Raw genomic sequence first — 26,505 nt, forward strand, 5'->3', positions numbered from 1 at the left:
CAGCTTGCAGTAGCAGAGCCTGGAAAGGTACTCGGTCAGTTCAAAGCGGGCGACCACGAACAGGTCTTTGGGGAGTTGGCCAAGGGTGGCCGTGAACTGCAGTCCGGTTGCCTGGGGCATGTCTTCGATCCTTGAAGCAGAAAATCCTGAACCGCCAATACGGAAAACATCCTGTTTCCGTATTGGCTCTGGTGCATAGTCTAATACAGACTGCGTGGTATCTGGTACCCCGCCAACAATTCCTGTGTGAACGGGTTGGTATTGCTGCCCGCATGCAGGCGATACCGCATTTCGCCGTCGTCCAGCGCAAACCGCACATCCACGGCGCTGCTGCTCACTCCGGTGATATCTGCCTCGTCCAGCAGGCGGAACAGCGCCCAGGGGCCATTTTCAGAAACACTGCGCGGTGACCGGTTCACTTCCGTGGGCACCAGGGTCACCCTGCTCTCAACCGAATCCCTCAGCGTATTGGGCCAGACCAGCGGAATGCTCTGGCTTGGGCCATGGCTGAATTCAACCAATTGTCCGTCCACGTTCATCACGCTGCGGCGTTTGTTGGACGACAGGTGCAACGGCTCCAGGGCAAACTCAACATCCAGTGAGCCGCTGCGGGTGAAGAAGGCGCGGCGGATATTCTCGGCTTTCTCCAGCGAGGCCAGCACATCGCGGCGAACCAGGCTGGCGCGTTTGGAGCCGGCAATATGTTCCGGGTGGTCTTCCAGGAACAGTTTCAGGTTCTCTTTGTAGAACTGATCCAACACACCGTCCGGGGCGAAGAAGCGCTCAAAATCCTGCAGCGCAGCGTCGCGGCCCGCTCCCGGGTTGAACGGGTAGTGCCTGGCCAGGCTCTGCTGGAACGGTTGATAGACTTCCTGGTACCACTGGCGTTCAAGCTGCGCCACGGCCTGATCCAGAACCACGCGCCAGCTTTCCGAAGCCAGCTTCTCAAGCATGCGGTCCAGCGGTGCCGGCTGATTCGAGGCTACCCGTTGCAGGGTGAAAATCGGGTCTGCGCCTTGCAACCCCATCCGGGCACGGGCGGCGGAAAGTGCCGCCTTGCCGCGATCCGGGGCTTCCTGAATGCCGCGCAGATAGGTGTGCAGGTTTTGAACGACCTCCATCACTTGTTCCATATCGCTGGAGTCATCACCCTGCTTGTCCATCAATGCGTTCAGGTCGATAAACTGCCGCTCGATCTCCTGAACCATCTGGAAGTGGGCGGACTGCTCCATTACTTTGCGAGCCGCCTCGGCTTCTTCGCTGCCACCGGGAATCAGGCGGGTATTAGCGGTTACCTGTGCCAGCAACTGGTTCAGCGGTTCGTGGCCGCTGGTCAGGCTCTCCAGAACACGTACACCATGGTTAAGGTCGCTGAAGCTCTGGATATCCAGCCGGCTCAGGGCTCGACGCCAACTCGCCACATAGTTTTCCGCGTACAGGGATTGCAGTTGTGCCTGCAGCCTCGCCTCATCCGCCTTGCTGAAATTCACATCATCGCGGCGGCCCAGTACCCAGGCGTCCACCAGTGCCAGTTCCGTGACCGACCCGGACTTGCGCAGGAACCAAGAATCCAGACCCTCACGAGTGAGCAAGGATGGAATCACGATGGGATCTTCCTGTTCGATGCTCTCCTCGTCAAAAGGCTCACCGAATTCATCCAGACGCATGAACACGGTGCTGAAAGCCGGTCCGGACTCCCGGGCCAGATCCAGCGGTGAGCGGAAGTTCTGCTCTGCTTCTTTCTCCAGATCCCGATAAACCCGGTCCGGAGTCGCAATGCGTCCGAGTTCATGCTGGGCCCATTGGACACTGCTGCGAAATGGCGCCAGGGCCATGTCGGCGGTCTTGTCACCCGCGTCCACCCGCTGGTTCAGGTCCGTGTGTAGCATGGCGTAGTCCAGGTGACTGAGCAGCCGGTGTTGCAGGTCCCGCTGCGCCGGGTAAGCCCGTTGCCAATAATCGCTCATGTAGCTGTGGACAATGTCCCGGCGGCGACCGCTGGCATCGTAAAGCATCCGCAACACGCGCAAGTGATCGAGGCGCTCGGAACTGGTGTCCGGGGCATCGCTCATTTCTTCCATCACGCCCAACATCAGTGCCGGCAAAAACTGGTAGGCCAGCATGTCCAGGTAGGATTCTTCCACTTCCGGGCCAACCTTGTGCCCCTTGTACAGGCCCATGTCTGAGACAACGGCAGGCTCCGCTCGGTAATCTCCGAACGCCAGCGTGGCCTCCTGCAACTGGTCCAGCGGTTCCAGCAGGTTGCGGCCGGTAGTGTCGGGCTCGTAACCAATAGGGCGCCAGTTATCGATAAAGCTGCGCACCCGCTCCTCGACTGCGGCGGCAGCCTGGGCGTTCTCAATGAAGTAGTGTTGCCACCCGGCGGTCATACCCAGGCCAGCGGCAACGGCTACTACAGCCGCGACCGCAATGCGGCGACGCCGGCTGCCGACCACTTTCTGGTTGTCACCAGCCAAGCCCGCTTCGCGATAGATGATGTTGGGAAAGAGTTTTTCAGTGAACAGGCTTGAAGACTGCCCACCACGCTGCGCCGGCTGTATCGGGCCAGCCAGCCCATAGTTCGCGGCAGCCGCGGAGACAAACGCATCTTCCGGTACACCTTCCTGAACCACGGAAGTAAAGTAGGTGCCTCGTACCAGGGCCGGGGTTGAAAAAGCATCCGCAGAAAGCAGATCAGCCAGAAACTGTTCAAGCACCGGCTTCAGGCCGGCCAACTGGCGGGTAAAGGAGTATGCAGCTGCACGCTCTTCGGCGTCCCGCGTTGCAGACAACACGTCTGGAAGACGCTCACCGAGTTGTTCCGCAAGTTTGCTGAAGCTTTGATCAAACTCGCCCAGCCAGTCGTCGGCGTCCAGTTGGCCGTCCAACTGAAAGGTAAATCCCAACGGTTGTTCACGCTCGGCTTTGGAGAGGGTACGGGCAAACGGAGCAAAGCCGTAGAGCAGATCCATTTTGGTAAAGCTGATGTACACCGGCAGTTGGGAACCTAGCTGTTCCATCAACTCCCTCAGCCGGGTGCGCAACAGTATGGCTTGGGCCTGGCGCTGCTTTTCATTGCCGGTACTCAGGCGGGCAAGGTCAACCGCCAGCACAACACCGTTCAAGGGGCGCTGGGGCCGGTTCTTTTCCAGCCAGGTGATAAAATGAGTCCACAGCCGCTGCTGGATATCGCTGGTGGCGCCCTCGCCGTCGTTCTGGCTCAGCAGTTCGCCATCCGGATCAATCAGTACGCCGTTATCGCCCACCCACCATTCAAAACCGAACGGGTTACGCTCGGTGCGGGGATTGCGGGTAACGTTGGTGAGGGTGTAGGTCTGCCCCGAGCGCTGGATGAGACTGGTTTTACCGGCATCTTCCAGGCCCATCACCAGGTACCAGGGTAAACGATAGACACCCTTTCGGCCCGACAGGTTGCTCTTGAGTTCCGTCAGGCGGCGATCAAGTAGGCGCTGTTGGCGTCGTTCCAACGGCAGGATGGGGTCTTCCTCTTCCTTCTGTTCTTCCGCCTTGGCGACGTTCACTTTGCGCAGCTTGCGCGCCAGCATCATGCCCCAGACCATGGCCACCAGCAGTACCACCACCAGGGTCACCAGGGCACGCATCTGCCAGGCCGCCAACGGGTATTCACCGCCGATTTCCAGGCGCGGCCCCAACCACCAGGTTGCGGCCAGCAGTACCACCACACCCAGCGCCAGGGTAATCGGCGCCGCACTTCGCACATAGGGCAGTATCCGTCGTCCAATGAGTAGGGCTTGTCTCCACATGGTGTCCATTCCTGTCAATTTGATCCGTCAGTTGTTAGGCAAGTCTGTCCAGCCGGGCCACCAGGCCTGGCTCCCAGTCTTCAAGATTCATCCCGCGGGTCTGCTCACGCAGATCCTGCAGCTGTTGTTTCGCCAGGCTTTTCATGCCGCTGTCTTTCATCAACTGGCTGCTCATCAGCCGCCAGTAGAATCGATCACGGGGCTCGCGGGCGGAGTCCAGGCCTTCTTCCAGGAGCTTCATGGCCGGAGCCAGGCCTTTCTTATCCATAATTCCGCGGGCATCGTCGTAAGCCTGCTCCCAGGAACTTGCGCCGCCAGCGGAGCCACCCTTCGCCGGGCCACTGAGCATCCAGTCAGCTACCGCTTTGGGTAAAAAAGGAGTGCCGTCGTTAAAGGTCATGTCCGCCAATTCTGGCAACCGTTCAACGAAGGCTTTGACCGCCGTGCGGATAGCTTCGGCACAGGTCTCATGCCCCAATGCAGACGCCACCTGCGCACTCAGCCAGTGGCCTTCCAGCCAGAACGGGCTGACCGACAGGCTTTGTTCAATGCGCTGCCACAGGGCCCCGTCCGGGGACTTGGACAGGCTTTCGCGGTAGTCGGCCACGCGATCGGCACTCACCGCAGCGAGGTCGCTCTTAATACCGTCGCGTGCTGGTGGAACCGAGGTGATGCTCTGCCAGATAGCGTAGCGACGGAGTTGATAGCCCAACGCGTCGGCGGGGGTGGTTTCAGTCAGCATATCCGCCACTTTAAGCAGACTCTGACGGGTAGCGCGCTCGTTGGCGGGGTCCAGGGTCAGACTGCCCAGAGAAGCGGAAGAAGTGCTGCTGGCTTGTGACAGGGATGAGCCAGCCGATGACGTACCCGCGCTTTCGGTATTGTCGGTGGCTTCCGACGGCCTGGGCGCATCGGAAGGCGATGGCAGTTTTTCCACGGCCCGACGCAAGTCGACCAGGCCGTCATCCGGCAACTCCAGAGCGCTCGCCTGTTCCAGCAGCCTGCCGAGCGTGGTCAGGCAGAATTCCCGGCCATCACCTACGCCGCCGTCGAAGCTCAGTGCCGACACTTCCTTGAGAGCCCGTTGCAGAATCTGGGACATCAGCATCTTGCGGGCGCGTTTGCCCTTGTCGCCAGGATAAGGCCAGGCATCGTGCCACCAGGTGTCCAGTACCCGGTGCAACAGGTACAGCGACAGGGCAAACCGTTCACCGTTGCCACCACGCTGCAGGCACAGCATAAGAAACCCCAGCACCTTGAGGTCCTTGCTGGTGTCCGACAGCAGACGAAGCGACTCGCTTTCCACCTTGCCCCATTCAACACCGGTGTGGGCCAGCGAGCCCACTTTCATAATCTCGTTTTCGAGGTATTCCATGGTGGGGTCGTCCATCAGGGTCTCACCCGTGGCGCTCTCACCGGAAAGCCTATTCAACACCTGTTCAACGTATGGATGCTGTTCTACTGCCTGCATGTCCAATCCCTGTCTTTGCAAATGGCACTACAAATTCTTGATAAAGATCACTACCAGCCACACGCTTCCCGCAGTGGCTCAAGGGTGTCCCGAAACCCGGTCAGGTCGAACATCAATCCGTCGACGACGCCGCTGGACGAGGCCACGGTCACGCCAGGTGCGGCGGCCATGCTCCGCACGGTTCGAATCGCGGGCAGGCCCCGACCACCACTGATCACGAAACCGTCGTCCCGGACCCGCCAGATCTGACGGCCCTGGCCAAAATCGACGGTGACCCGTTCCTCTTTCACTGCCTTCGGCATCATCAACGTCAGTTCGGTGATGTTGTTGTGACACTGCACCGCCAGCAGAGGCCGCGGCGGTTTGACCCCAAGGGCACTGAGCGTCAGCAGATGCCCCGCAAGCTCCGAGGTGTTGCGGTATAACGGACCGTCACCCGGGCGACGGCGCTGTTCCTGTGCGAAGGCCTGACGCCAGCGTTCTGGCTGGTTACCGACGATGGCGTCCTCAACCGCCACTGAAAACGGGGTGCCGAACACTTCGTCAAAACACGCCAACCGTTCAAGGCGCTGGCTCTCTTCGGTACACGCCATGGCCTCGGCCACCTGGGGATTGCCCTGTGAATTGGCGGCCTGGGACATCGTAATACCAAGGGCGCAGAGCACAGTGGCAAGGAGGCTATTACTTCGAATACTTGGGTTCACGCTTCTGTCACCTGATACTTCAGACATTTATGGGCCAGGGTGCGTTTGGGCAGCCCCAGGCTTTCTGCCGCCTGGGCGCGGTTGCCACCGTATTGGCGCAAACGCTCACGGATGATGGCTGCCTCGAACGCCTGGGCCGCGGCCCGGAGGTCGTCCACTTCATCCGCCTGTGGCAGCCCGGGGACGGCAGTAGCCTGAAAGTCGCTGGCAATACAGGTTTCCTGGTTTGGAAACAGATCGTCCAGGCGCAGCACTTCCGGCTGAATATCGTCACCCACCGGGGTTTGCAGGCAGGCAAACTCGACAATGTTCTTCAGTTCCCGGGCATTACCGGGAAAGTTATATCCCGCCAGCATACCCAGGGCATGACTGCTGATACCCAGCGGGCCGGCCCCCTCTCGGGCGGTATATTCGCGGATAAAATGCCGGCACAGGGGCTCCAGGTCTTCCGGGCGTTCCCGCAACGGCTTGACCCGTAACGGGAACTGGCTGAGCCGGTAGAACAGGTCACGGCGAAACCGGCCCTCTTCGATACAGTCGCTCAAAGGTTGATGGGTGGCCGCCACGAGGCGGAAATCGGAGTGTTGTTCCTGCTGAGCACCGAGTGGGCGGAAGCGACGGCCCTCCAGCACCCGTAACAATTTGGACTGCAGCGCCATGGGCATATCGCCAATTTCGTCCAGGAACAGCGTGCCACCATCTGCCTGGGCAAGCAGGCCCTCCTTTGCCCGATCAGCTCCTGAGAAAGCGCCCTTGGTATGACCAAAGAGTTCGCTTTCCAGCAATGAGTCCGGGATGGCCGCGCAATTGACCACCACCAAGGGGCCTTCGGCGCGATCTGAAAAACGATGGATGCCCTGGGCCACAAGGTCCTTGCCGCAGCCGGTTTCACCCTGCACCAATACTGACAGCTGGCTACCGGCGGCCCGCACAATCTGGGCACGCAGGTCGGTCATGGTCTTGGAATTGCCAACCAGAGTGTTCGCCAATTCTTCACAGCGCTGGCGCACGGCTTCGGCGTCGTGAAGATGGTCGAGTGAGCGTTTGAGCATGCGCCTTTGCCATACCTGGTCACTGGTTTTGAGCTGGCTGACCCATTGGTGGGACAGCAGGGTCAGCAGGCCACGGTACAGTGGCTGGGCGGTGATGCCTTCCCACTCGGGTTCTTCATTGCAAAGTACCAGGATGCCGAGGGTGCGGCCGTCTTCGCCTTTGATGGGTTCCAGCCAGAATGAGCGGGGGCGGTTGCTGGCGTCGACCAGGGCCTGAAAGCCCGGATGATCAAGGCGGTAGCTGGCGGCCCGTGACAGTTCCCTGGGTTTGCCCTGTTGCAGCAGGTGGGCAAAGGGGTGGCTGAAGTCGCCGCAGTCGAATTCGCCCTGCTCGCCCAGTGCCGCGCAATGTAGGGTGCGGCCGCTGAGGTCGAGTTCCAATGACCAGCAGCGGGTGAGGCCGAAGGTGTTTTCGAGTTGCCGTGAGGCGACTTTTAGCAGGGTTGGCAGGTTGTCCTGCCGGAGCAGTTCAACCGCCAGATCTATGCCGGTGTGCAACTCCGTCTGCATCCGTCCCATTCTTTTTATCCCTTTTCCTTGTCCCCTAAGGACCGCGAACCGTGCGAATTCACTTTCCGAAACACGCTGTGAATACATCCCTGTACGCTCGGCTCCGCCATCCATGGCTCCGCACGGTTTCGGAAAGTGAATCCGCACGGCCCGCTACTTTGCAGTTGGCTTAGGCAACGGTACCTGTGAACTTGTTGTCTTCGACGCCGAGTGTCACCTTTGTGACTGGCTCTCTCGCTGCCAGCTTCTCCAGCAACGCCAGCGATACCGGCGGCAATAGTTCACCTTCAATAATCGACTCCAGCATCCTCGCGCCATTTTCACTTCGTGTCGCACGGCTGCGGATGGCTTCCACCAGGCCGTCTTCCAGTTCCACGTTGGTGTGGTAACGGTCGCCGATCTGGGTGGCCAGGCGGTCGAGTTTGTCGCCAACGATGCGGTTGAGGGTTTCTTCGCCCAGCGGCAGGTAGGGCACGACTTCCATACGTGCCAGCAATGCCGGTTTGAAGAAGTCCGCCAGTTCCGGGTACAGCGCTTCCTCGATTTTTTCAGGCTCGTCCGCGTGTTTGACGATGGTCTGGTAGCCCAGGTTTGAGGTGAGGAAGAACACCACGTTCTTGCAGTCGATCAGGCGGCCTTCGCCGTCGGCCAATTCGCCTTTATCGAAGGCCTGGTAGAACAGGTTGAGCACTTCCGGGTGGGCTTTTTCGACTTCGTCGAGCAGCACGACCGAATAGGGCTTCTGGCGGATGGCCTCGGTGAGGATGCCGCCTTCGCCGAAGCCCACGTAGCCCGGCGGTGAACCGATCAGGCGGGAGACGGTGTGTTTCTCCTGGTATTCGGACATGTTGATGGTGGTGAGGAACTGGCGGCCGCCGTAGAGCAGTTCGGCCAGTTGCACCACGGTTTCGGTTTTACCCACACCGCTGGGGCCGGCCAGCAGGAAGGCGCCCATGGGGCGGCCGGGGCGACGTAGGTCGGCACGTGCGGTCAAAAGGTGCTGGTGCAGCGCGCCGATGGCGGTGTCCTGGCCTTTGATGTGCGATTGCAGATACTCCGGCAGGCGGGTGATCTTTTCCAGCTCGTCGGCGGTCATGCGGTTGACCGGAATACCGGTCCAGTCGGCGATGACTTCGGCCACCTGGCGGGCGTCGACTCTCGCATGCACCAGAGGCTCGTCGGCCTGCAGTTCCGCCAATTCCTGTTCGATGGCCGCAGCCTCGCTTTTCAGGTCCGGACGTTCTTCGTTGGTTTCCGGCGTGGCGTCTTCCGCTGATACGTCCGCGTCAGTCTCGGCAGTGTCCTCGCTCAACAGTTGCTCGCGAATGTCGACGAGACGCGCCACCAGTTCCCGCTGGTCGTTCCAGCGCTGTTCCAGTTCTTCTGCTTCCTCGCGCAGGGTTTCCAGGCGCTCCACCAGTTCTTTTTCACGCTGGTGGTCGATGGCCTGCCCTAGGGTCTGCTCGCGGGTCATCATTTCCTGTTCCATTCCCAGCTGATGCAGTTCGCTGCGAACGTGGCTGAGGCGGCGTGGTGATGTGCTGAGGTTGAGGCTGACGCGGGCACAGGCTGTATCAAGCACGTCGATGGCCTTGTCCGGCAGCTGGCGCCCTGCCAGGTAACGGGCAGACATGTCGGCGGCGGCTTTCAGGGCGCTGTCCGCGACGAGCACCTGATGGGCTTTTTCATAAACCGTGCGCAGGCCACGGAGAATATGAACCGCCTCGGCCGGGGTGGGTTCGTCCAGAGCCACCGGCTGGAAACGACGGCTCAGGGCCGGGTCTTTCTCGAAATACTTTTTGTACTCACGCCAGGTGGTCGCGGCAATGGTACGCAGTTCGCCACGGGCCAGGGCCGGCTTGAGCAGGTTGGCAGCGTCGGAGCCGCCTTCGCTGTTGCCGGCGCCGATCAGAGTATGGGCTTCATCGATGAACAGGATGATAGGCGTGGCGGAGCTTTTAACCGCTTCGATCACGCCTTTTAGACGCTTCTCGAACTCGCCCTTAACCGAAGCACCGGCCTGCAACGCGCCCATGTCCAGGGTCCAAAGCTCTACGTTGCCCAGGCGTTCGGGCACATCGCCGTTAACAATACGCAGGGCCAGGCCCTCGACAACGGCGCTTTTGCCAACGCCGGCATCGCCCACCACGATGGGGTTGTTTTTGCGACGACGGCAGAGGATGTCGATCATCTGGTCGATTTCCGCGTCACGACAGACCACCGGATCCAGCTTTTTATCCCGGGCCAGTTTGGTGAAGTCGGTGGCGTAGCGCTTGAGCGGGTCCATGTCCACCTGAGCTTTGTCGGCTGCAGAGGGGCCATCCTCCGCGCGGGGTTGCTCTATTGAGCCCCGTGTCATGGAATTGAACTGGCGCCGAAGTTGTTCCCGGTTAATGTCCTGCAGCCGTTGGCTGACCTGAGGCATTAGATAACGATCCGCATTCATCAGCAGCGCCAGCATAATGGCACCTGAACGCAGTTCGGTATGGCCCAGCTCTGTGGACGCAAACAGCCAAGCATCCTGCAGCAATTCTATCAGTAGAGGCGAGAACGACGGATACGGCTCCGCCGACTGACGCTCGCCGTTAAGGCTGTCGCCGACAACCGGTTGCAGGTTGAGATGATCAATGCCGGTGCTCTCCAGAATCTGGCGCACATCGGTAAACGGTGTTTCCAGCAGCTTGAACAGCAGGTGGGCCGGAGTGATTTCCGCTCCCTGGCGGCTGATACACAACGCCGCCGAGCCTTCCAGACCCTGACGACAAATCTCGTTGAGGCGCCCAATCAGCGCCGGCAGTTCTACCCGAATCACAGTGATCTCCTTATTTCGGGAGTTGTTCCAGTACGCTGAGCACATCCCTGATGCGTTCGTTCAGCGCTATGTTGTAAAGCGTGTATACCCCGGCCATAGCGGCCACAAACAGGCCACCAATCCCCCAAAGGGGTAGGCCTGTCCGCAGCCGGTTGCGAGCCGGGGTTACGTTATCCAGCGCGCTGGATAACGGCTGCGGTTCCTCGTCGCGGCGCAGCCCGCGAATCTGTTCGTACAGCCCGCGAACAATCTGCTCGTATTCATCACGGCCGTTGGCCATCACCTTGTATCGGCCCTCAAATCCCAGGCACAGAGACAAGTAGATGAATTCCAGCATGTCGCGGTAACGCTCGGGTTCCTGCTCCATGCGGGCGGTGATGGCGAACACCTTCTCACCACCCCAGGTTTCGTTGTGGAAGCGGGACAGCAGCGAATGTTGGGACCACACGCTATGGGCGCCCCAGTCGGTTCCCAGTACGGCCTCGTCGATAAAGGCACAGAGTACGTAGCGATAGGCCACCACGGTCGGCCGCTCGTAACCCTGCTCCACCAGTTCCCGGTCGATGGCTGCCACTTCGTCCACCACCTGCTGGTACAGGTTTTCCACTCCGTGGAAATCCGCCAGCCTGCGCACCCGAATAACCAGCCCCAGCAGGGGCGTGGCGGCATCAATCAGCCGGTTATCCTCCAGGCCCCGCAGCTGGAACTGGTCGTTGCCGAAGCCCTGGTCGCCCACGCGACCATCGCGGTTACCATCCGCAAACATCAGGTCATCAAACGCACTGCCACCTGCTTCCGTGTTGCCATTGGGTGAATCCATCACCGGTGCATCTGCCATGGTCTAGCTCCTGATTGCCCAGAACTGCATTTCCATTCCCGGGAAACTGCCGGCCACGTGGAACGCAAAGCCGCTGGCGTTGTCGAGCATCTGCCAGGCCTGGCTCTGGTCGTCCAACCGGAAGTACACGAACCCGGCGTGATACGGCAACTGGCGGGGCGCCACCGGCAGTGCCGACAGCGGAATCCCCGGCAATTGCAGACTGATGAGATCGCGAATTTTCTCCACCGACGCCACCTTGCACTGCTGGGTGAACTGCTTGCGCAAGTCGTCCAGCGGCATATCCGCTTTCACCGCCAGGATGAACTCGGCCTGGCCGATCAGCTGGGCATCCTGGACCGGCGCCACCGTAAGGCCGTACTGGCGCTGCTGCAACTGGATAGCCAGCGCGCGCGGCTCCAGCACCGTGCTCAGTGATTGCCTCAGCACCTGCATCAGTGGCGTGAAGGAATCCTCCGGCAGGTCGTGATCGTAGGCGGTGTACTCCTGGGGCAGGCGGTTTTCATCGGTGAAGGTCACCAGTTCGCCGCACAACTCCAGCAACGCCTCGTAGAGCCGCTCCGGGTGTAGCTGACGCAAACGCGCCAGATGCAGGAAACGGGGATGAGCGCGATTAAGCATCTGCAACAGCATGAAATCCGCCACATCTGCGACACCACCCTGCCCCGGCGCACCCACGCGCTCGGCGATGTTCTTGGCCCGCTCGCGCATCAGCCCGGCCATTTCCCCGACGAAACGCTGCAGCCGGGGTGCTGCCCGTACGCTGAGCATGGTGGGGATGAAGTTGGGGTCCATCACTAGGCTGCCATCGGGGCGCTTTTCCAGGATCCGGCCAATGGCCAGGGCCGCGTAGGCACTGCGATCGTCCCGTTCCAGCATCAGCTTCGGGGCCACTCTGGCCACGTCGATGGTGTGGGAATCCCCGTCGATGGAATGCAGGTCCCGGACTTCCTCGCTCTGGGCCCGGAAACGGCCGGCGATGGCGGCTTCCGGCCATTCCACTTCCGCCAGGCTCTCGCTGCCCAGCGGCAGGGCCAGGTACACCACCTGATTGGCCACGGAGGCATCGGTAATTTCCAGTGGCTCCGGCATCACGTCGTCCTGGGGCAGGCAGAAACGGGTGCCATCCGGGAACAGGCCGCTGGCTCTCACCAGGCCCACCCGGCCAAAGCTCAGGTATTCCGCGTTGAGCTCCAGATCACTGAAACCGTACAGGTAATCAGAAATGGCCAGAGCCCGCTCGTTGATCTGGTGTTCCAGGTAACGTTGTTGCTGCTGGAAGTGCTGGGGTTTGATAAACAGCCCGTCACTCCAGACGACTCGATTCGTTGCAGACATCAGGACTCATCCGACCTTCTGAGTTTGACTTCACGCTCGCGCAGGTTGACCAGCAGGTGATAACGACCACCGATAGGGTCAACCTTCACCACCTTCTTCCACTGGGACAGATTGGGGTAAGCGTAGAAGGCGATCACGCCGATAAAACGGGTGTCTTCGGCAATTTCGAACGGCTCGATGAACTTGAACTGCCCGGGCACCAGGGTGTAATCGCTGTGGTCCACGTAGTTGCGGCCCAGGGACGGCTCCAGTTCGCCCAGCAATTGGTCAAAATCCGCCGCCATCAGCCGCGAACTGTCCCGCATCTGGATGATCTGGAACGCGATGGGTGTCGGCGCCAGGGATTCGTTGGGGTTCACGTCCGGCTCCGCCAGCATGGTCAGGTCCACCCGGCTGGGCAGGTCTTCCGGATAACCCACGGGGATATCCGGATCCCACATCACCTTGGCGGTTTTGGTAACGGCGTTGTAGGGGGTGCTGCACCCCACCAAAACGAGAATGGCGACCAGCAAACTCCATTTGCAGTACTTCACGACAGGTTCTCCCTCTGTAATTGACGCAGTTGTTGATCGTAAGCCTGTTCAAACACCTCCTGAAAAAGGCGCTCAAAACCCTGCTGACGACTGGAACTCAGTTCCCGGTAATAGTGTTGATACATCTCCCATGCCCAGTTGCTTTCGTCTTCGTCGGTTTTCAGCCCGCGGCGATAACCGTGGAATCGGCGCAGCAACGCTTCCGGTGAGAAAGCGTGAAGAATCGCGTCCAGCCCTTCGCGGATGGCGGTCTGCGTGGCCACCTGATGATGGTGGAGGCTCTGCAGGCTTTCGCTGACCGCCGCCGGGGCGGACAGGTGAACCGGGCTGCGCTGGCTGGCAAAAAGGGTTTGGACGGTCTCGTTGTAGTCTTCGCCCAGGCGCAACGGGTTGTCTTCAATGGGTTGCAGGCGAGTGCGCAAGGCCTGGTGACGGCTATCCTCCCCCTGGTGCAGAGTCAGCAGGCCTTCCACTGTCGCTTTCAGGGTCTGACCGGCCTCTTCCAGGAACAGACGCATCTCATCGCTGTCGGCAAAGCCCAGGTCGGTTTCCATGCCACGCAATAACGGCGCACCACTGATGTGCTGACGGCTCTGGTCATTGGTCTCCCGGCGGCGTGCCGGTTTGGTGGTTTCGGACATCCTGTCACGCTCTCCTTGTCGCATGGGCAGCCCCATGGCTACGTCGCGATTTTCACGGTACTCGTCGGTGACGGCACCATCGTTGGCGTACCACTCCGACTTATCGGCCAGCAGGGAATCCTGTTCATGGCTGATAGCCTCGTCATCGCCCTGTCTGTCTTTACTGGTATCTGCCCAGGCCTGAAGCGGGTCGTCACTGAATATCTCACCGGGCGCCGGCTGCAAACCATGCAACGGCTCATCGCCAACGGTCTCCAGTTCGCGCTCTTCCGCACGCATCAGTTCACCTTCCTCAACATTGACCAGGGTGGCATCTTCCGCCTCTTCCTGAAGGGTGCCGTCCTGGCGCTGCCCATTAAGTACCTCTGCCTTGAGCTGATAGCGACCGATGGTGATGGTATCGCCACTCTTCAGGCGCGCACGGCGACCACGGCCGACCGGCTGGGTACCACTATTGATGTAGGTGCGGCCGCTGCGGTCGATTAGGCAGAACACGCCGTCCATAAACCGAACTTCCGCGTGGCCGCCGACAGCACCGGTGCGGTGTGAGGACAACTGCCAGGTGTCGCTGCCGGCACTGCCAATGGAGCCGCCCCTGGCACCAAACACATGCTCCCGGCTCATTCCACTGGCAACCTGAGTAGGATTACTGACCACCAGCTTCAGACTGTGGCTTTGTTGATGTTCCATATCCGGTTTCCTTTTACGCAATCCATTCACTCAAGCAATAGAGATCAGCGGCGGATCTGCAGACGCACCGCTGGCAGCGTCCTGGCTTTTTCCGGCGTCACAAACGAGTTCCAGCCCAGCCTTACGTCCGCACCCAATTGCATCGGCTTCACATCCCTGGGTCGCATTTGCAGCTCCAGGTCGTAAGCCAACTGTTCCCGGGTGACAAACTCCACCAGCTTCACCAGTCGGTCATGGTCTTCCCCATTGGGCAGGAAGTCCGCAAACCGCTGTCGGTCCAGGTTGCGAATGCGCAGGATGAACTTGCCACTGCGGTCGCGAATGCCCGCGCCCACCAGCGTATCCTCACCAAGCGCGGCGTTGGCCTGCCCCAGGCGTGTTTGCTGGTCTTTGGGTATTTCCACCCGACGCAACACCCATTGCTCAATACCTACATCGTCCAGATCAAAGCAGTGGCCGATGATGCCGCTGACCACTTCCGGTGAACGACTGCGACCCGCCATCATTCCGGCGTAGGCCAGCATCTTGGACCAGTTGACCGGTGTTGCCGCCCTGACTTGCGGATCTCCCAGACCCACCAGCGAGAATATATGCTCGGAGAAACCGTCTGATGCCTCCGGCTGAAATCGCACGTAATAGCGATACTTGCGCCACGCCCGGTGAAACAGGGTCACCAGCCGATGATTGAAAAAATCCAGGAAGTGACGGCGAATGCCCAGGTTCTGCCCTGCTTCCCAGGCCAGGTCTTCCAGGTAATAGCCCGGTAGCGGCGACTGGGAACCGTGCAAGCCCAGAAAACTCACTTCCAGCTGATAGGGCGCGTGCTCGTGTTCCGGCGATGCTGCCGACACCACATCACTACCGGGGAAGCCCAGCCCGGCCGACGCCGAGAAGCGGATACGCTCCCGCTGTGGCTGCTCGTCCTGGGATCGTTCCAGATCATCACCGTGGTGACGATGGATCAGGTCCACCAGTTGGAAAAAACTGTAGCGCCGTGCATTGCCCAGAACGGGTTGCAGCTCGGCTACATCAGAGGCTGCTGCCCTTGCTGTAACGTCCATGTGTACCGTTCCTGATTGTCTGTATTCACCACTTCCAATTGGTGAAAGGCGTTAATGCTGGCGTAAAGTGCAAAAAACTGGCTGAGTACCGTGCCGAACAGGTAAAGGTCGCCTTCCGAGGCGAACGACTGCTGGTCCAGCCGCATCACTGAGCGAATTCCCCTCACCGGCAGGCCCCGCACCATCCGGTCAACCGGCGTGGTTTCAATATCAAGGATGCCTGCCAGGCGCTTCTGGGACACCCGCTCCGCCTGGCGATCCACGAGGGCGCGGAAGTCATACACCCGCAGCACCGTGCGCAATGCGTCCACATCCAGCAACGACAGATAGTTCAGCGACAGATTGGAAATCAATGTCCACAACAGGCTGCCATCCAGCGTCGGCCGCAGGGTGTGCGTAGGCCGGGTAATATTGCTGAACGACGCAAACGCCGGCGTGGTCTCCGTCGCCATGCAGATCTCGCCGACGGCCAACTGATGTGGCAGCTGCCGGTTGGTGCACGTCAGTGTCAGCGACACCGCTTCCTGCCGGTTCAGGCATTCGGACTCGTCGCCACGCACGAAGGAAATGTAGTGGTCAAAGCCGTCCCCGCGAACGCTTTCCCGGGCCTTCACCCGGTAGTACAGGGCGGTACGGCCACGATCCCGCTCCACTTCATGCTGAAAACTCTCAAATGCCGTGTACAGCCGCGGCTCCCCACGCCCGGACCGGCCTTCCAGCCAACCTTCCACCTGTTCGATGCTGAATACTTCGTAGTGCTCCGGCGAACGGCTGGACGGCGCAATTCGGTACTCCGTCTGGCGACCGTTCAGGTCCACAGGATCGGCCTCATGGGTGAACAGATTGATGGCCGGCGTGCAGTAAAGCTGGAAATTCTCCGCGCGAATCTTCGCATCCGGCGGCAGAATGCGGCTGAAATGGAACCGCAGGCTGATCTCATCCGCCTGCACCGCCGGCAAACGCGACTTCAGCCCCTGGATATCCACAAAGCGGAACGCTTCAGGGAAACTCAGGAACTCCTGCAGAATCCGATACCCCGGATACGCGTTCTTGGGATATGGCAGCAATGCCTCATCGTTGGCAAACCCGACCGGCTTTAACTGACTTGAGGGGATCGAAAACACCGAATCGCCTACCACCAGTTCCATACGCTGCAGATAATGGTTCAGCCACAGGTACAGGGTTTCGGAAATATGGTTCTCTCCACCCAGGTAAAAACGCAGGTTATCGAGACCCAGGGACGACAGTGGCTGGTCGGTGTGCAACGCCAGGTCCACGGTCACCGACGACACTTCCCGTGAATGTTCAGCATGGGCGTCCGCCACACTCACCGGAAAAACATCTACCGCCCGACAGGTCCGGAACCGACACTGGGTCTGGCGCGTGGCATCGCCGAGTGGCCGGCTCTTGATTTCGGTATGCCGATCAACCCGCTGGCGCTCACTGATCGCATGCAGTTGCGGATCAAACCGCATAATGGTGCAACTGGGCACCGGCCGGAGATAGTTCGGCCACAGCATGTTCAGCAGCGAATGCGTCAACTCGGGAAACTCGTCCTCGACCTTCTCACGGAGCTTCCCAGTCAAAAAGGCAAAGCCTTCCAGCAGCCGTTCGACGTCTGGGTCGGTGCTCTGCTCCGACAGGAAGCGGGTCAGCTGCGGATGTGCATCCGCAAATTCCCGCCCCTGCAGTCGCAGAAAGCTAAGCTCGTCCCTGTAAAACCGATTCAACTTCATAGAACCACTACACCAAAGTTCGATCGAGGGGGATGGGGATGCCTTTTCTGCAGGGAAAAAGGTGTCTGAGCGAAGCGAGTTCTTTTTCCCAGAAGAAAAGGTATCGCCGTTCCCCTCTGACTCCGAGCGGGGGTGTAGTCAGGCTTCCAAAAGACGCTGCAAGCCCATCCATGGGCGCTTGGGCTCCGCCATCCATGGCTCCGCACACTTTTGGAAGCCTGACTACACCCCCACTCTCATCCGTGTCTTCAAGCTACTTTGACTGACGTTAAATCACTCTGTAGTAGCGCTTGTCATCCAATAACAAATCAATGGTCGTTTTATCGTCATCCGAACCCACCTTCAGGTAGACCGTCACCTGGAACCGCAGCTGCAATGGGTCAGGCCCCTGGGGCATTGCCATCACATCCACCCGGCTCACCCTGGGTTCGAACTTCTCAATACACTGCCGTATGGCGCTGCGAATACGAATGCTCAGATCATGGGTACCGAGCGTGGCGTCGTTGAAATCCACCAACCCCAAGTCCGGAACGCTCTCGCTGTTGCCCGGATGGGCATTCAGCAGGCGAACCAGGTGGCGCTTGATGGAGTCCACCACATGGGTCACTTCCCCCATGCTCTGCCCGGCGGGTTCAGCAGCCTGTTCCAAACGCTCGAACAGGCTGCCGCCCGAAGCCTGAACACCGTCAGCACCGGTGTTCCTGAACACGGCTTAGTCCTTGTCCAGACGGCCGACGAGTGACAGCTCGAAGTTCGCACCCATGTACTTGAAGTGCGGACGAACCGCCAGAGACACCGAGTACCAGCCCGGATCGCCTTCCACATCGGAAACAGTCACCTGTGCTGCGCGCAGCGGACGACGGCTGCGAACATCCGCCGGCGGGTTTTCCTGGTCAGCCACGTACTGGCGAATCCAGGTGTTCAGTTCCCGCTCCAGATCCTGACGTTCTTTCCAGGAACCGATCTGCTCACGCTGCAGCACCTTGATGTAGTGCGCCAGGCGATTCACGATCATCATGTAAGGCAGTTGCGTACCCAGCTTGTAGTTGGTTTCCGCTTCCTTGCCTTCCTTGGTGTTCGGGAACTGCTTGGGCTTCTGCACCGAGTTGGCGGAGAAGAACGCTGCGTTATCACTGCCCTTACGCATGGTCAGGGCGATGAAGCCTTCGTCGGCCATTTCGTATTCGCGACGGTCGGTGATCAGCACCTCGGTCGGAATCTTGGCTTCCAGCTGGCCGAAGGATTCGAAGGTGTGAACCGGCAGATCTTCCACCGAACCACCGCTTTGCGGGCCGATGATGTTCGGGCACCAGCGGTACTTCGCGAAGCTTTCGGTCAGGCGCGTGGCCAGCAGGTAGGCAGTGTTGCCCCACAGGTAATGCTCGTGGTCGCCAGACACGTCTTCCTTGTAGTTGAAGCTGCGCACCGGGTTTTCGGTGGGGTCATAGGGCACCCGCAGCAGGAAGCGTGGCGATGTGAGGCCCAGGTAGCGGGCGTCTTCCGACTCACGCAGGGAGCGCCACTTGGCGTATTTGGGGCCTTCGAAGACGGCTTTCAGTTCCTTGATGGCCGGCAGTTCCTGATAGCTGTCGACACCGAAGAACGTTGGCGCAACGGATGACAGGAACGGCGCGTGGGCCATCGCTCCGACAGAAGACACGTACTGCAGCAGCTTCATGTCCGGGGTGGACGGGGTAAAGGCATAATTGCCGACGACCGCACCCACGGGCTCACCGCCAAACTGGCCGTACTCAGTAGAGTAAATGTGCTTGTAGAAACCCGTCTGGGTCACATCAGGCGCAAACTCGAAATCTTCCAGCAGTTCCGTCTTGGTGGCGTGCAAAATATCCACCTTGATGTTCTCGCGGAAATCCGTGCGATCCACCATCAGCTTCAGGCCGCGCCAGGAGGATTCCAGCTCCTGCAGCTTGGGCGCGTGCAGAATTTCATCCATCTGGGCGCTGATCTTTCGATCCAGCTCGACCACCATCTGGTCAACCAATGCCTTGTTGACCGGCTGGCCTTTTTCGTCGCTTTTCAGCAGGTTGGAGATAAACGTTGCCACGCCTCGGCGTGCCACATCGTATCCTTCATCGGCGGGAGCCATGCGACTGTTGGCCATGACCTGGTCCAACAATGATCCTTCCGCGACAGCTTCGGAAGCAGCGGATTGCTGCTCAGCAGTATCAGACATACCACATCCCTTCAGTACGTTTTAAACACAAGATTGAGATCTGCCAGCACTGGCAGAATTCGGATCACGAATCCGGATTATTCGCCGTTTTCGTCCGTGGCCAGCTCTAGCTCTTCAAGAAGCTTGTTGCGGGCTTCGTCGTTGTCCAGCATTTCCTGCAGCTTGGAGCGGAACGATGGCACGTTACCCAGCGGCCCCTTGAGGGCAACCAACGCTTCACGAAGCTCAATCAGCTTCTTCAGCTCGGGTACCTGGCGGGAAATGCTATCCGGGGAAAAGTCGTCCAACGTCTGGAAGTCGAGGTTAACCGGCAATTCTTCGGCTTCTTCGTCCAGCTTGTTGGTGACCGTGGTGGAGAGGGTGAGACCGGCTTCCGACATGACAGAACGGAAGTTGTTCTTATCAACGGAAATTGCCTTACGGTCTTCGATCGGAGTTTCTTCGGCCTGCCCCTTGAAGTCACCAACGACAAACATCTTCAGCGGCAGTTCTGTTTCAGCCTGCTGATCACCGGTGGCGGGGACATACTTGATATTGATGCGCTCTTTCGGCGCGACGGAACCGTCTTTTGAAGACATGCGCTTGCTCCCTGTGGTCCATGTGCAAACTCAGTTGCGGTGTTACAGTCCATTGTGCGCACCTTCCTGGCACGCTACAGGCAGAACTTTACACAGGATAAATCGGGTACTCAAGCAAAAATTGGCCAGCTTTTGGCAAAATTTAGGCCCCGGGCAAGGAATTGCCAACCATTCGACATCCCGGAGCCTTTCACAACAATAACCTGGCGCAACTAGCGACGCTTTGGCGTCCAGGCCCAGATCATTTCAATTTCAATCGGCTGCTGGCCTTCGCTGTCATGGATGGTCACGGGCACCGAGGTTTCGCCCTTCTCTTCGGTCAGCATACGTTCACGTTGCTCAGCAGTCAGGTACGCCTCCACCTTCATATCGCCTTTGGCACGGCGAGTGTATTCAGCATGGGCGGTTTTGATCACCGGAATCTTATCGTCTGGCACGTTCAGGCCGACCAGAAAGCCTGTGGCGGATTCCGCCAGTAGCAGGGAGGCCACGGCGTGCACACCTTTGATGTGGTTCTGGACCCTGCGCTTATTCTTCAGGGAAATCACGCAACGTTCCTGGTCCAGAGCTTCAATGCGAATGCCGGTGGTACCGGTGAACGGAACCGCCTTGCCGAAAAACAGCGACAGGGCCTTTGGCCGGGCAAATTCCGGCAACTGATTGATCTTGGCAACAATGCTAGCCAGTTTGTTAGTGGCGGCCACAGGGCATCTCCGCTTATCTTAAAAGAAGGATGCGGACAATACCCCATTCGTCGAAGGATTGGAACGATCGGCCAATGACGGCCACACTGTCTCCCGATATACTCCTTGCTACTGTGAGTGCCGGATTTACACCCAAATAAGGAACCCTCTATGAGTGACCTGAAAACCCGCTTCGACGAAGCCGTGAACTATATTCAGAATGCCGAAGGCGACTTCAAACCCTCCAACGAACTGAAGCTGGAGTTCTATGCCCTCTACAAACAGGCAACCGAAGGTGATGCAAGCGGCAAGCGCCCGGGTATGATGGATTTTGTCGGCCGCGCCAAGTACGACGCCTGGGAAAAGGTCAAGGGCACGTCATCCGAGGAAGCCATGCAGAAGTACATCGATAAACTGGAATCCCTGAAGTAAACCGGACTCCGGCTTGATCGGGGGTAACCGCCGCACCGGCGGTTTTGCTCCCGCTCAACTTCCCTCGCAAAAGTTTTGCGACGGTCAAACGATTGTCATAAGATGCGCGCAACATAAGAACAACAATTCATACGGAAGACGCATCATGGATATCACCGAGGCGCTGGAACAGTCGCAGCCCGGCCTTGTCAGTCGAGTGACTGGCGCCATCCGCAAACACCAACTTAACCACCGCGCAGAGCAGACCTATCTCCACTGGATTTCCCGGTTCGTGCTTTTCCATGATCTGAAAAATCCGGAGACGCTGCAGCCCGGCGACCGACAATTGTTCCTGGCTTATCTGAGCGAACGCCTGGAAGTGTCACGGGCACGCCTCAATCAAGCCAAACAGGCACTGACGTTCTTCTACGAAGATGTGTTGGGCAGAACTGAACCCGAGGGCATTGTTGCCGCCTAACCCAGCGCAGCTAGCGATCTACCGTTCCGTCGTTGTGGTGTTGAACGCGCCGTAGTTCCGATTGGTCGGCGGGCGGATAATGTAGTTATCACCGTGGGTCTGCCCAGGAATGGACTTGGGGTTACTAAAGCGGAACTCCACGGGAATTTCGCTGCGCCCGAGATCGGTTCGGGGGTCTCGGGGCTGAAGAGCGAGGGGGTCCAGGTAGAAATCCTCGTCCGTTCGAGGTTGCACGGGCACTCCGGCCGCCGGCGCTTCCAGCCCACCCTCTATGACGGTATTCGCCAGGGACTCTTCTTCCATTGAACGGAAGGGGATGGTTTCGATGGTCGAGCGCTCTTCATAGTTGAATGCCCCGCCCTCCACAGGCCTTTCCCCGGTTTGCGCCCACACCAATGGCGACAGTGTCGTCACCAGGGCAGCCACGCCAACTATTGTCTTTTTCGAATCGAATCCGTCCATAACGACTGCCTTTTTATTCCATGTCGTGCCTGATCAATACTTGAACAAAATCAGCTCAGGATGACAATTTTTGATCAGTCTATCGCCAAAAACGACAAAAAACCGGACTCGTCGCCAGTTTTGTGACACTCCTCACTTGTCGGGCGTGAGTGGCTCATAATGGATATTGGTGATCACAACATGATTCCAGCCATCGGGCGTGCGCACGCCAACCTCGTCGTCAATACGTTTGCCCAAAAGCGCACGTGCCATGGGGGAGTCGATGCTCAGGTAGCCGCGAGGCAGATCGAACTCATCCGGCCCAACCAGCCGGTAGATGCTTTCGTCGCCCTCTTCGCTTTCAATGGTCACCCAGGCGCCGAAAAACACCTTGCCCCGGTCATCGGGCAAGCGATCCACCACCGTCAGCTCGTCAAGCCGCTTGCTCAGAAAACGCACACGACGGTCGATTTCACGCAGCTGCTTCTTGCCATAGATGTACTCGGCGTTCTCTGAGCGATCGCCCTGAGCGGCTGCTTCACGCACCGCCTGCGTCACTTCCGGACGCTTCTCTTTCCAGAGGTAACGCAATTCCTCACGAAGAGCCTGCTCGCCCTCCGCGGTTATGTAGCGGGTTCTGGCCATAGAAAAACCACCGTGTAGACATAAAAAAACCCCGTAAAAACGGGGTAAGGCTAGCGCTGTGCTGGAGGGAGAAGCAAGCGGAGCTTCCGCCGACTTCCTTAGCTACACCCTCTATTTTCCACAGAACAGGTTACACAATGGTGGCGGCCGAATTACGTTTTGGTCAGAGCCGGATTAGGTTGCGCACTCTAGATACAGGCGTTAGCGTTAAATTAGCTGAATTTTCGATTTATCGTCCAAGCAGGGATACCAGAATGAACACCAAAAAACTTCTCAACACGGCCCTCAGTGGTCTCGACAGTATTGGCTATCGGCTGGACCAGTACGGCATCACCGGAAAGCTGAACCGTCACAATCTGGCGGCGTTTATCATGCTGGAACAGAAACATCTGGAAGGTGAGTGGGACAGCATTCAGGCCAAATTTGATCGCCGTCGTTCACAAGTGGATACGTTGATGAAGCCGGTGATCAGCCGCGTGAATCAATTCCGCGGCGTGTCCGGCAGCTGATCAAACGCTCTTGAGTTCCCCTGGGGACGCCTGCTCTCCGGCTTCCGAAGCGGAAATGCTCTGGGTGTCTTTCAGGCGTTTCCGGTTCGGGGAGTATGCAGGCAATCGAACGGTGACCATCAGCCCCGGGTAGTCTTCTCCGGGGTGATGATCGCTCAGTGAAATAACACCCTGGTGGATCTCCGCCACCGCACTGACAAGACTGAGACCAAGACCATTGCCGGGCAATGACCGGCTCTTGCCAACGCGGTAGAAGCGCTGGAACACTTGGTCTTTTTCGTCATCGGGAATACCGATGCCGCTGTCCCCCACCTCGAAAATCGCGTCGGTGCCCTCCTTGCGCACGTTCACCCGAATCTCTCCCTGTTCCGGGGTGTACTTGATGGCGTTATCGATCAGGTTACTGACCATCTGGAACAGCAGGTCCCGGTCGCCCTCGATCACCACATGATCCTCCAGCGACTGCTGAAACCGCTGCTCCTTGTCTTCCGCCAACGCTTCATACAGCTCACACGCATCGCTGACCAGTTCCCTCAGGGGCACCTGCTGCATGTCCGCTGTATTGCCACGGGTTTCCAACCGCGCGATCCGCAACAGGGCATTGAAGGTGGCCAACAGCTGGTCCGCTTCTGCCACGGCTTTGCCGGCCTGGTCGCGCGCCTCGTCGTTGTCCACCGACATGAGGGTGTTTTCCAGCTGATTACGCAGCCGGGTCAGCGGGGTTCTCAAATCGTGGGCGATGCTATCGGACACGTGCCGGATACCTTCCATCAGGTACACAATGCGATCCAGCATCTGGTTCAGGTTTTCCGCCAACTGGTCGAAGTCGTCGTCGGTGCCGCGTGTGGGTATACGCAGGGACAGGTGCCCATTCATGATGCGCCGGGAGGTGTTATTGATGACCTCAATGCGCCGGGTAGTGCTTCGGCTCATCAAAAAGCCGCCCAGCAAGGCCAGCCCCAGGGTAATTCCCATGCCCCAGTTTATGGCGGTTTCTATCACTCGCTTCAGGTTGGTGAGCTCGTCCACATCGCGACCCACCAAAAGGCGCAGGCCGCCCTGCACTTCAAAAATGCGCGCCCGTGCGAGTCGCTCCGGGCCGTTCCAGCCCACCGACGGATTCAGAGTGAAATTGATCCAGCCACTGTCGGAGCGTGAGCCCTTGGGCCAGCTTTCAATGTTACCGGCAAGCTTGACGAAGTCGTCCGTCGTCAACAGATAGATGGATTTGGCGTTGGGGTCGCGGGCGACACGCTCGCGGATGATAGAAATAAGGCCATTGATACCGCTGCCACGGTATTGCTCCGCGAGGCCGGCGATCTCGGCCTCGATGGTCTCATCGGTCTGCGCAGTCATGAACCCTGCCGTGCGCCAGTAGATAAACGCCAGCAGCAGAAAAACCGAGGTGGCAAACACCACCATGTACAGCAGGGCTAACTGGAACGATGAGGTTCTGAGCTGGCTAAGCAGTTTCACGCAACATGTACCCTGCACCCCGTATGGTCTGCAGCAAAGGGGTCTCGAATTCCTTATCGATCTTCGCCCTCAGACGGCTGATGTGTACGTCAATGACGTTGGTCTGGGGGTCGAAATGATAGTCCCATACCTTCTCAAGCAACATGGTACGAGTAACCACCTGCCCGGCATTGCGCATGAGATATTCCAGCAGACGGAACTCCCGCGGCTGAACGTCGATATTGTGCCCGGCCCGCTTGACGGTCCTGGCGAGCAGGTCCATCTCCAGATCCGCCACCCGTAGCACGGTCTCGGTTTCGGCCGACTGGCGATTACGACGCACCAGGGATTCAATACGGGCAAGCAGTTCGGTGAAAGAGAACGGCTTGGTCAGGTAGTCATCACCACCACCGCGAAGACCTTCCACCCGGTCGTCCACATCACCCAGGGCACTGAGGATCAACACAGGTACCTGATTGCCAGTGGCACGCACCGTTTTGATGATCGACAGGCCGTCCATACCTGGCAACATGCGATCCACAATCATGATGTCGTAGTCTTCGCTGGCGGCCATCATCATGCCTTCCTTGCCATCCGCCGCGTGGTCCACGACAAAATCAGACTCTTTCAGTCCTTTAACAAGGTAGTTTGCCACGTCCTGATCGTCTTCAATTACCAGTGCTTTCACCGGTTTTCCTCCCGATAGCGGATTACATTAACAGCTAGGGTACGAAGAACATCCGTTGCCGGCCAGTTACGATCTTGTAAGAGGGTGTCGCCAATGGCGACGGTCACGACATACCCTCGAACCAGCCTAGTCTCGACACCGCATCGCCCGCAAGGCGATATTCCGCGCTCACCCAACCACCATAGTCCAGACAGCCAAGCGCTGCGAAAACATTCCGAAAGTTAATCTCGCCCGCTCCCTGCTCATGCATTCCGCCTAAGCAAACAGCACGGAGAACTTCGTAGTGAGCCTACCTCTTGCGCTTGATCGCCGACGAAGAGCCCAACAGTGCCCCGTTGAGATGCTCCAATTCCAGCAGCAAACCACTGTGATCGACATCGCTGTGTCCGTTGGCAATCAGGCTTTGATACTCATTATGTACCTGCTGCGAGAGCGGCAGGGTCAGCCCCTCGGAACGGGCTTCATCCAGAATCATCCGCAGGTCCTTCAACTGAATCCGCGCCGGTGCACCAGGTGAAAAGTTCCGATCGATCATCCGCTGCCCGTGCAACTCCAGAATCCGACTGCCCGCAAAACCGCCCATCAGCGCCTCCCGAACCGCGGCAGGATCAGCCCCGCCCTTCGCAGCCAGCAACAACGCCTCCGACACCGCGCCAATGGTGATCCCCACAATCGCCTGATTGGCCAGCTTCGCCAGCTGCCCCGCCCCTACAGGACCAATGGGCGTACACTTTCCCAACGCTTCAAAAACCGGCCGCACCCGCTCGACGTCTGCGTTCGAGCCGCCAGCCATAATGCTCAGCGTTGCCTGCTCAGCGCCGACAGTACCACCGGACACAGGCGCATCCACATAACCGGCCCCCTGCTCCTGAGCCAGAGTCGCATGCCGTCGCGCCAGCGAAGGCTGAACCGAACTCATATCAATATAGACCGCCCCGGCCTTGAGCGCCGCGATACCCCGTTGCGCCACCATCACGTCATCCACCACATCGCCATTCTCCAGCATGGTGATGACGATATCGGCATCTCGAACCGCGTCTTCCGGTGTACCGGCAATGGTAGCTTCATCGGCAAAAGGCTCGCACTTACTCCTCGTCCGATTCCACAACGTCATTGGATAACCCGCATCCAACAAATTCCGAACCATGGGCACACCCATGAGGCCAACACCAAGGAAGGCTATATGAAACCGATTTTCAGTCATTTTTTCTTATCCTTACTCCGAAGCTGGAGAAGCGAGTGGGCACCCGAA

At 58.9% G+C, this 26,505-nt stretch carries 23 protein-coding genes and 1 pseudogene; 3 read left to right on the forward strand and 21 right to left on the reverse strand.

All coding sequences use genetic code 11. The features are described from left to right. The 16 genes and pseudogenes from AC0B60_RS03110 to AC0B60_RS03185 all read right to left on the reverse strand — a co-directional run. Positions 1 to 120, reverse strand: a pseudogene (locus AC0B60_RS03110) (contractile injection system protein, VgrG/Pvc8 family); the annotation flags it as partial. A gap of 80 nt (positions 121 to 200) precedes the next feature. Continuing rightward, positions 201 to 3,785, reverse strand: coding sequence for a type VI secretion system membrane subunit TssM (gene tssM / locus AC0B60_RS03115; RefSeq protein WP_465083953.1), 3,585 nt, complete (start codon positions 3,783 to 3,785; stop codon positions 201 to 203). A gap of 34 nt (positions 3,786 to 3,819) precedes the next feature. Further along, positions 3,820 to 5,256: a type VI secretion system protein TssA gene (gene tssA / locus AC0B60_RS03120; protein WP_465083955.1), complete on the reverse strand. Its 1,437-nt coding sequence runs from the start codon at positions 5,254 to 5,256 to the stop codon at positions 3,820 to 3,822. 50 nt (positions 5,257 to 5,306) lie between these two features. After that, entirely contained in the window at positions 5,307 to 5,960 is a 654-nt protein-coding gene (gene vasI / locus AC0B60_RS03125; RefSeq protein WP_465083957.1) for a type VI secretion system-associated protein VasI, read from the reverse strand. Then, positions 5,957 to 7,522 carry a sigma-54-dependent Fis family transcriptional regulator gene (locus AC0B60_RS03130; protein WP_465084674.1) on the reverse strand — a complete coding sequence of 522 codons (1,566 nt, stop codon included), beginning with the start codon at positions 7,520 to 7,522 and terminating at the stop codon, positions 5,957 to 5,959. The genes vasI and AC0B60_RS03130 overlap by 4 nt, the downstream gene beginning before the upstream one ends. A 169-nt stretch (positions 7,523 to 7,691) precedes the next feature. After that, positions 7,692 to 10,334 (reverse strand): type VI secretion system ATPase TssH, encoded by a 2,643-nt coding sequence (gene tssH, locus AC0B60_RS03135; protein WP_465083959.1) that lies wholly within the window; start codon positions 10,332 to 10,334, stop codon positions 7,692 to 7,694. Between the two features lie 10 nt (positions 10,335 to 10,344). Further along, positions 10,345 to 11,172 (reverse strand): type IVB secretion system protein IcmH/DotU, encoded by an 828-nt coding sequence (gene icmH, locus AC0B60_RS03140; RefSeq protein ID WP_465083960.1) that lies wholly within the window; start codon positions 11,170 to 11,172, stop codon positions 10,345 to 10,347. A gap of 3 nt (positions 11,173 to 11,175) precedes the next feature. Next, entirely contained in the window at positions 11,176 to 12,510 is a 1,335-nt protein-coding gene (tssK, locus tag AC0B60_RS03145) for a type VI secretion system baseplate subunit TssK (protein WP_075195790.1), read from the reverse strand. Next, on the reverse strand, positions 12,510 to 13,043 hold the full coding sequence (tssJ, locus tag AC0B60_RS03150) for a type VI secretion system lipoprotein TssJ (protein ID WP_275708248.1): 534 nt from the start codon (positions 13,041 to 13,043) through the stop codon (positions 12,510 to 12,512). The genes tssK and tssJ overlap by 1 nt, the downstream gene beginning before the upstream one ends. Next, positions 13,040 to 14,374 (reverse strand): type VI secretion system-associated FHA domain protein TagH, encoded by a 1,335-nt coding sequence (gene tagH, locus AC0B60_RS03155; RefSeq protein ID WP_465083962.1) that lies wholly within the window; start codon positions 14,372 to 14,374, stop codon positions 13,040 to 13,042. The genes tssJ and tagH overlap by 4 nt, the downstream gene beginning before the upstream one ends. Positions 14,375 to 14,418: 44 nt before the next feature. Continuing rightward, complete coding sequence (gene tssG / locus AC0B60_RS03160) at positions 14,419 to 15,435, reverse strand: type VI secretion system baseplate subunit TssG (RefSeq protein WP_465083963.1); 1,017 nt, start codon at positions 15,433 to 15,435, stop codon at positions 14,419 to 14,421. Next, positions 15,399 to 17,171 (reverse strand): type VI secretion system baseplate subunit TssF, encoded by a 1,773-nt coding sequence (gene tssF / locus AC0B60_RS03165; RefSeq protein ID WP_465083964.1) that lies wholly within the window; start codon positions 17,169 to 17,171, stop codon positions 15,399 to 15,401. The genes tssG and tssF overlap by 37 nt, the downstream gene beginning before the upstream one ends. A gap of 268 nt (positions 17,172 to 17,439) precedes the next feature. After that, positions 17,440 to 17,880: a type VI secretion system baseplate subunit TssE gene (gene tssE, locus AC0B60_RS03170; protein WP_465083966.1), complete on the reverse strand. Its 441-nt coding sequence runs from the start codon at positions 17,878 to 17,880 to the stop codon at positions 17,440 to 17,442. 3 nt (positions 17,881 to 17,883) lie between these two features. After that, a complete protein-coding gene (gene tssC / locus AC0B60_RS03175) occupies positions 17,884 to 19,365 on the reverse strand; it encodes a type VI secretion system contractile sheath large subunit (RefSeq protein WP_465083967.1) in 1,482 nt (493 codons plus the stop codon). A 77-nt stretch (positions 19,366 to 19,442) separates the two neighbouring features. Beyond that, entirely contained in the window at positions 19,443 to 19,943 is a 501-nt protein-coding gene (gene tssB, locus AC0B60_RS03180) for a type VI secretion system contractile sheath small subunit (protein WP_007155406.1), read from the reverse strand. Positions 19,944 to 20,155: 212 nt separating this feature from the next. Beyond that, positions 20,156 to 20,647, reverse strand: coding sequence for a DUF4442 domain-containing protein (locus tag AC0B60_RS03185; protein ID WP_465083969.1), 492 nt, complete (start codon positions 20,645 to 20,647; stop codon positions 20,156 to 20,158). A gap of 150 nt (positions 20,648 to 20,797) precedes the next feature. On the opposite strand from AC0B60_RS03185, the gene AC0B60_RS03190 reads away from it, so the two are divergent. Both AC0B60_RS03190 and AC0B60_RS03195 read left to right on the forward strand, forming a co-directional pair. Further along, positions 20,798 to 21,058, forward strand: coding sequence for an acyl-CoA-binding protein (locus AC0B60_RS03190; protein ID WP_465083970.1), 261 nt, complete (start codon positions 20,798 to 20,800; stop codon positions 21,056 to 21,058). A gap of 145 nt (positions 21,059 to 21,203) precedes the next feature. Beyond that, positions 21,204 to 21,515 carry a site-specific integrase gene (locus tag AC0B60_RS03195; RefSeq protein ID WP_199447469.1) on the forward strand — a complete coding sequence of 104 codons (312 nt, stop codon included), beginning with the start codon at positions 21,204 to 21,206 and terminating at the stop codon, positions 21,513 to 21,515. 18 nt (positions 21,516 to 21,533) lie between these two features. Here AC0B60_RS03195 and AC0B60_RS03200 read toward each other — a convergent pair whose 3' ends face one another. Then, positions 21,534 to 21,977 (reverse strand): hypothetical protein, encoded by a 444-nt coding sequence (locus AC0B60_RS03200; protein WP_465083971.1) that lies wholly within the window; start codon positions 21,975 to 21,977, stop codon positions 21,534 to 21,536. A 132-nt stretch (positions 21,978 to 22,109) separates the two neighbouring features. Beyond that, positions 22,110 to 22,601, reverse strand: coding sequence for a transcription elongation factor GreB (gene greB, locus AC0B60_RS03205; protein ID WP_465083972.1), 492 nt, complete (start codon positions 22,599 to 22,601; stop codon positions 22,110 to 22,112). Between the two features lie 254 nt (positions 22,602 to 22,855). Between greB and AC0B60_RS03210 the strand changes: the two genes are divergently transcribed. Beyond that, positions 22,856 to 23,110, forward strand: coding sequence for a hypothetical protein (locus tag AC0B60_RS03210; RefSeq protein ID WP_465083973.1), 255 nt, complete (start codon positions 22,856 to 22,858; stop codon positions 23,108 to 23,110). On the opposite strand, the gene AC0B60_RS03215 is transcribed toward AC0B60_RS03210, so the two are convergent. From AC0B60_RS03215 to AC0B60_RS03225, 3 genes are all read right to left on the reverse strand, one after another. After that, on the reverse strand, positions 23,111 to 24,586 hold the full coding sequence (locus AC0B60_RS03215; RefSeq protein WP_465083975.1) for a sensor histidine kinase: 1,476 nt from the start codon (positions 24,584 to 24,586) through the stop codon (positions 23,111 to 23,113). Further along, a complete protein-coding gene (locus tag AC0B60_RS03220; protein ID WP_007155393.1) occupies positions 24,573 to 25,253 on the reverse strand; it encodes a winged helix-turn-helix domain-containing protein in 681 nt (226 codons plus the stop codon). Before AC0B60_RS03220 ends, AC0B60_RS03215 begins: the two co-directional genes overlap by 14 nt. Before the next feature lie 289 nt (positions 25,254 to 25,542). Further along, entirely contained in the window at positions 25,543 to 26,457 is a 915-nt protein-coding gene (locus AC0B60_RS03225) for an NAD(P)-dependent oxidoreductase (protein WP_465083977.1), read from the reverse strand. Positions 26,458 to 26,505 lie beyond the last annotated feature (48 nt).

The sequence above is a fragment of the Marinobacter sp. V34 genome, from assembly GCF_055524115.1.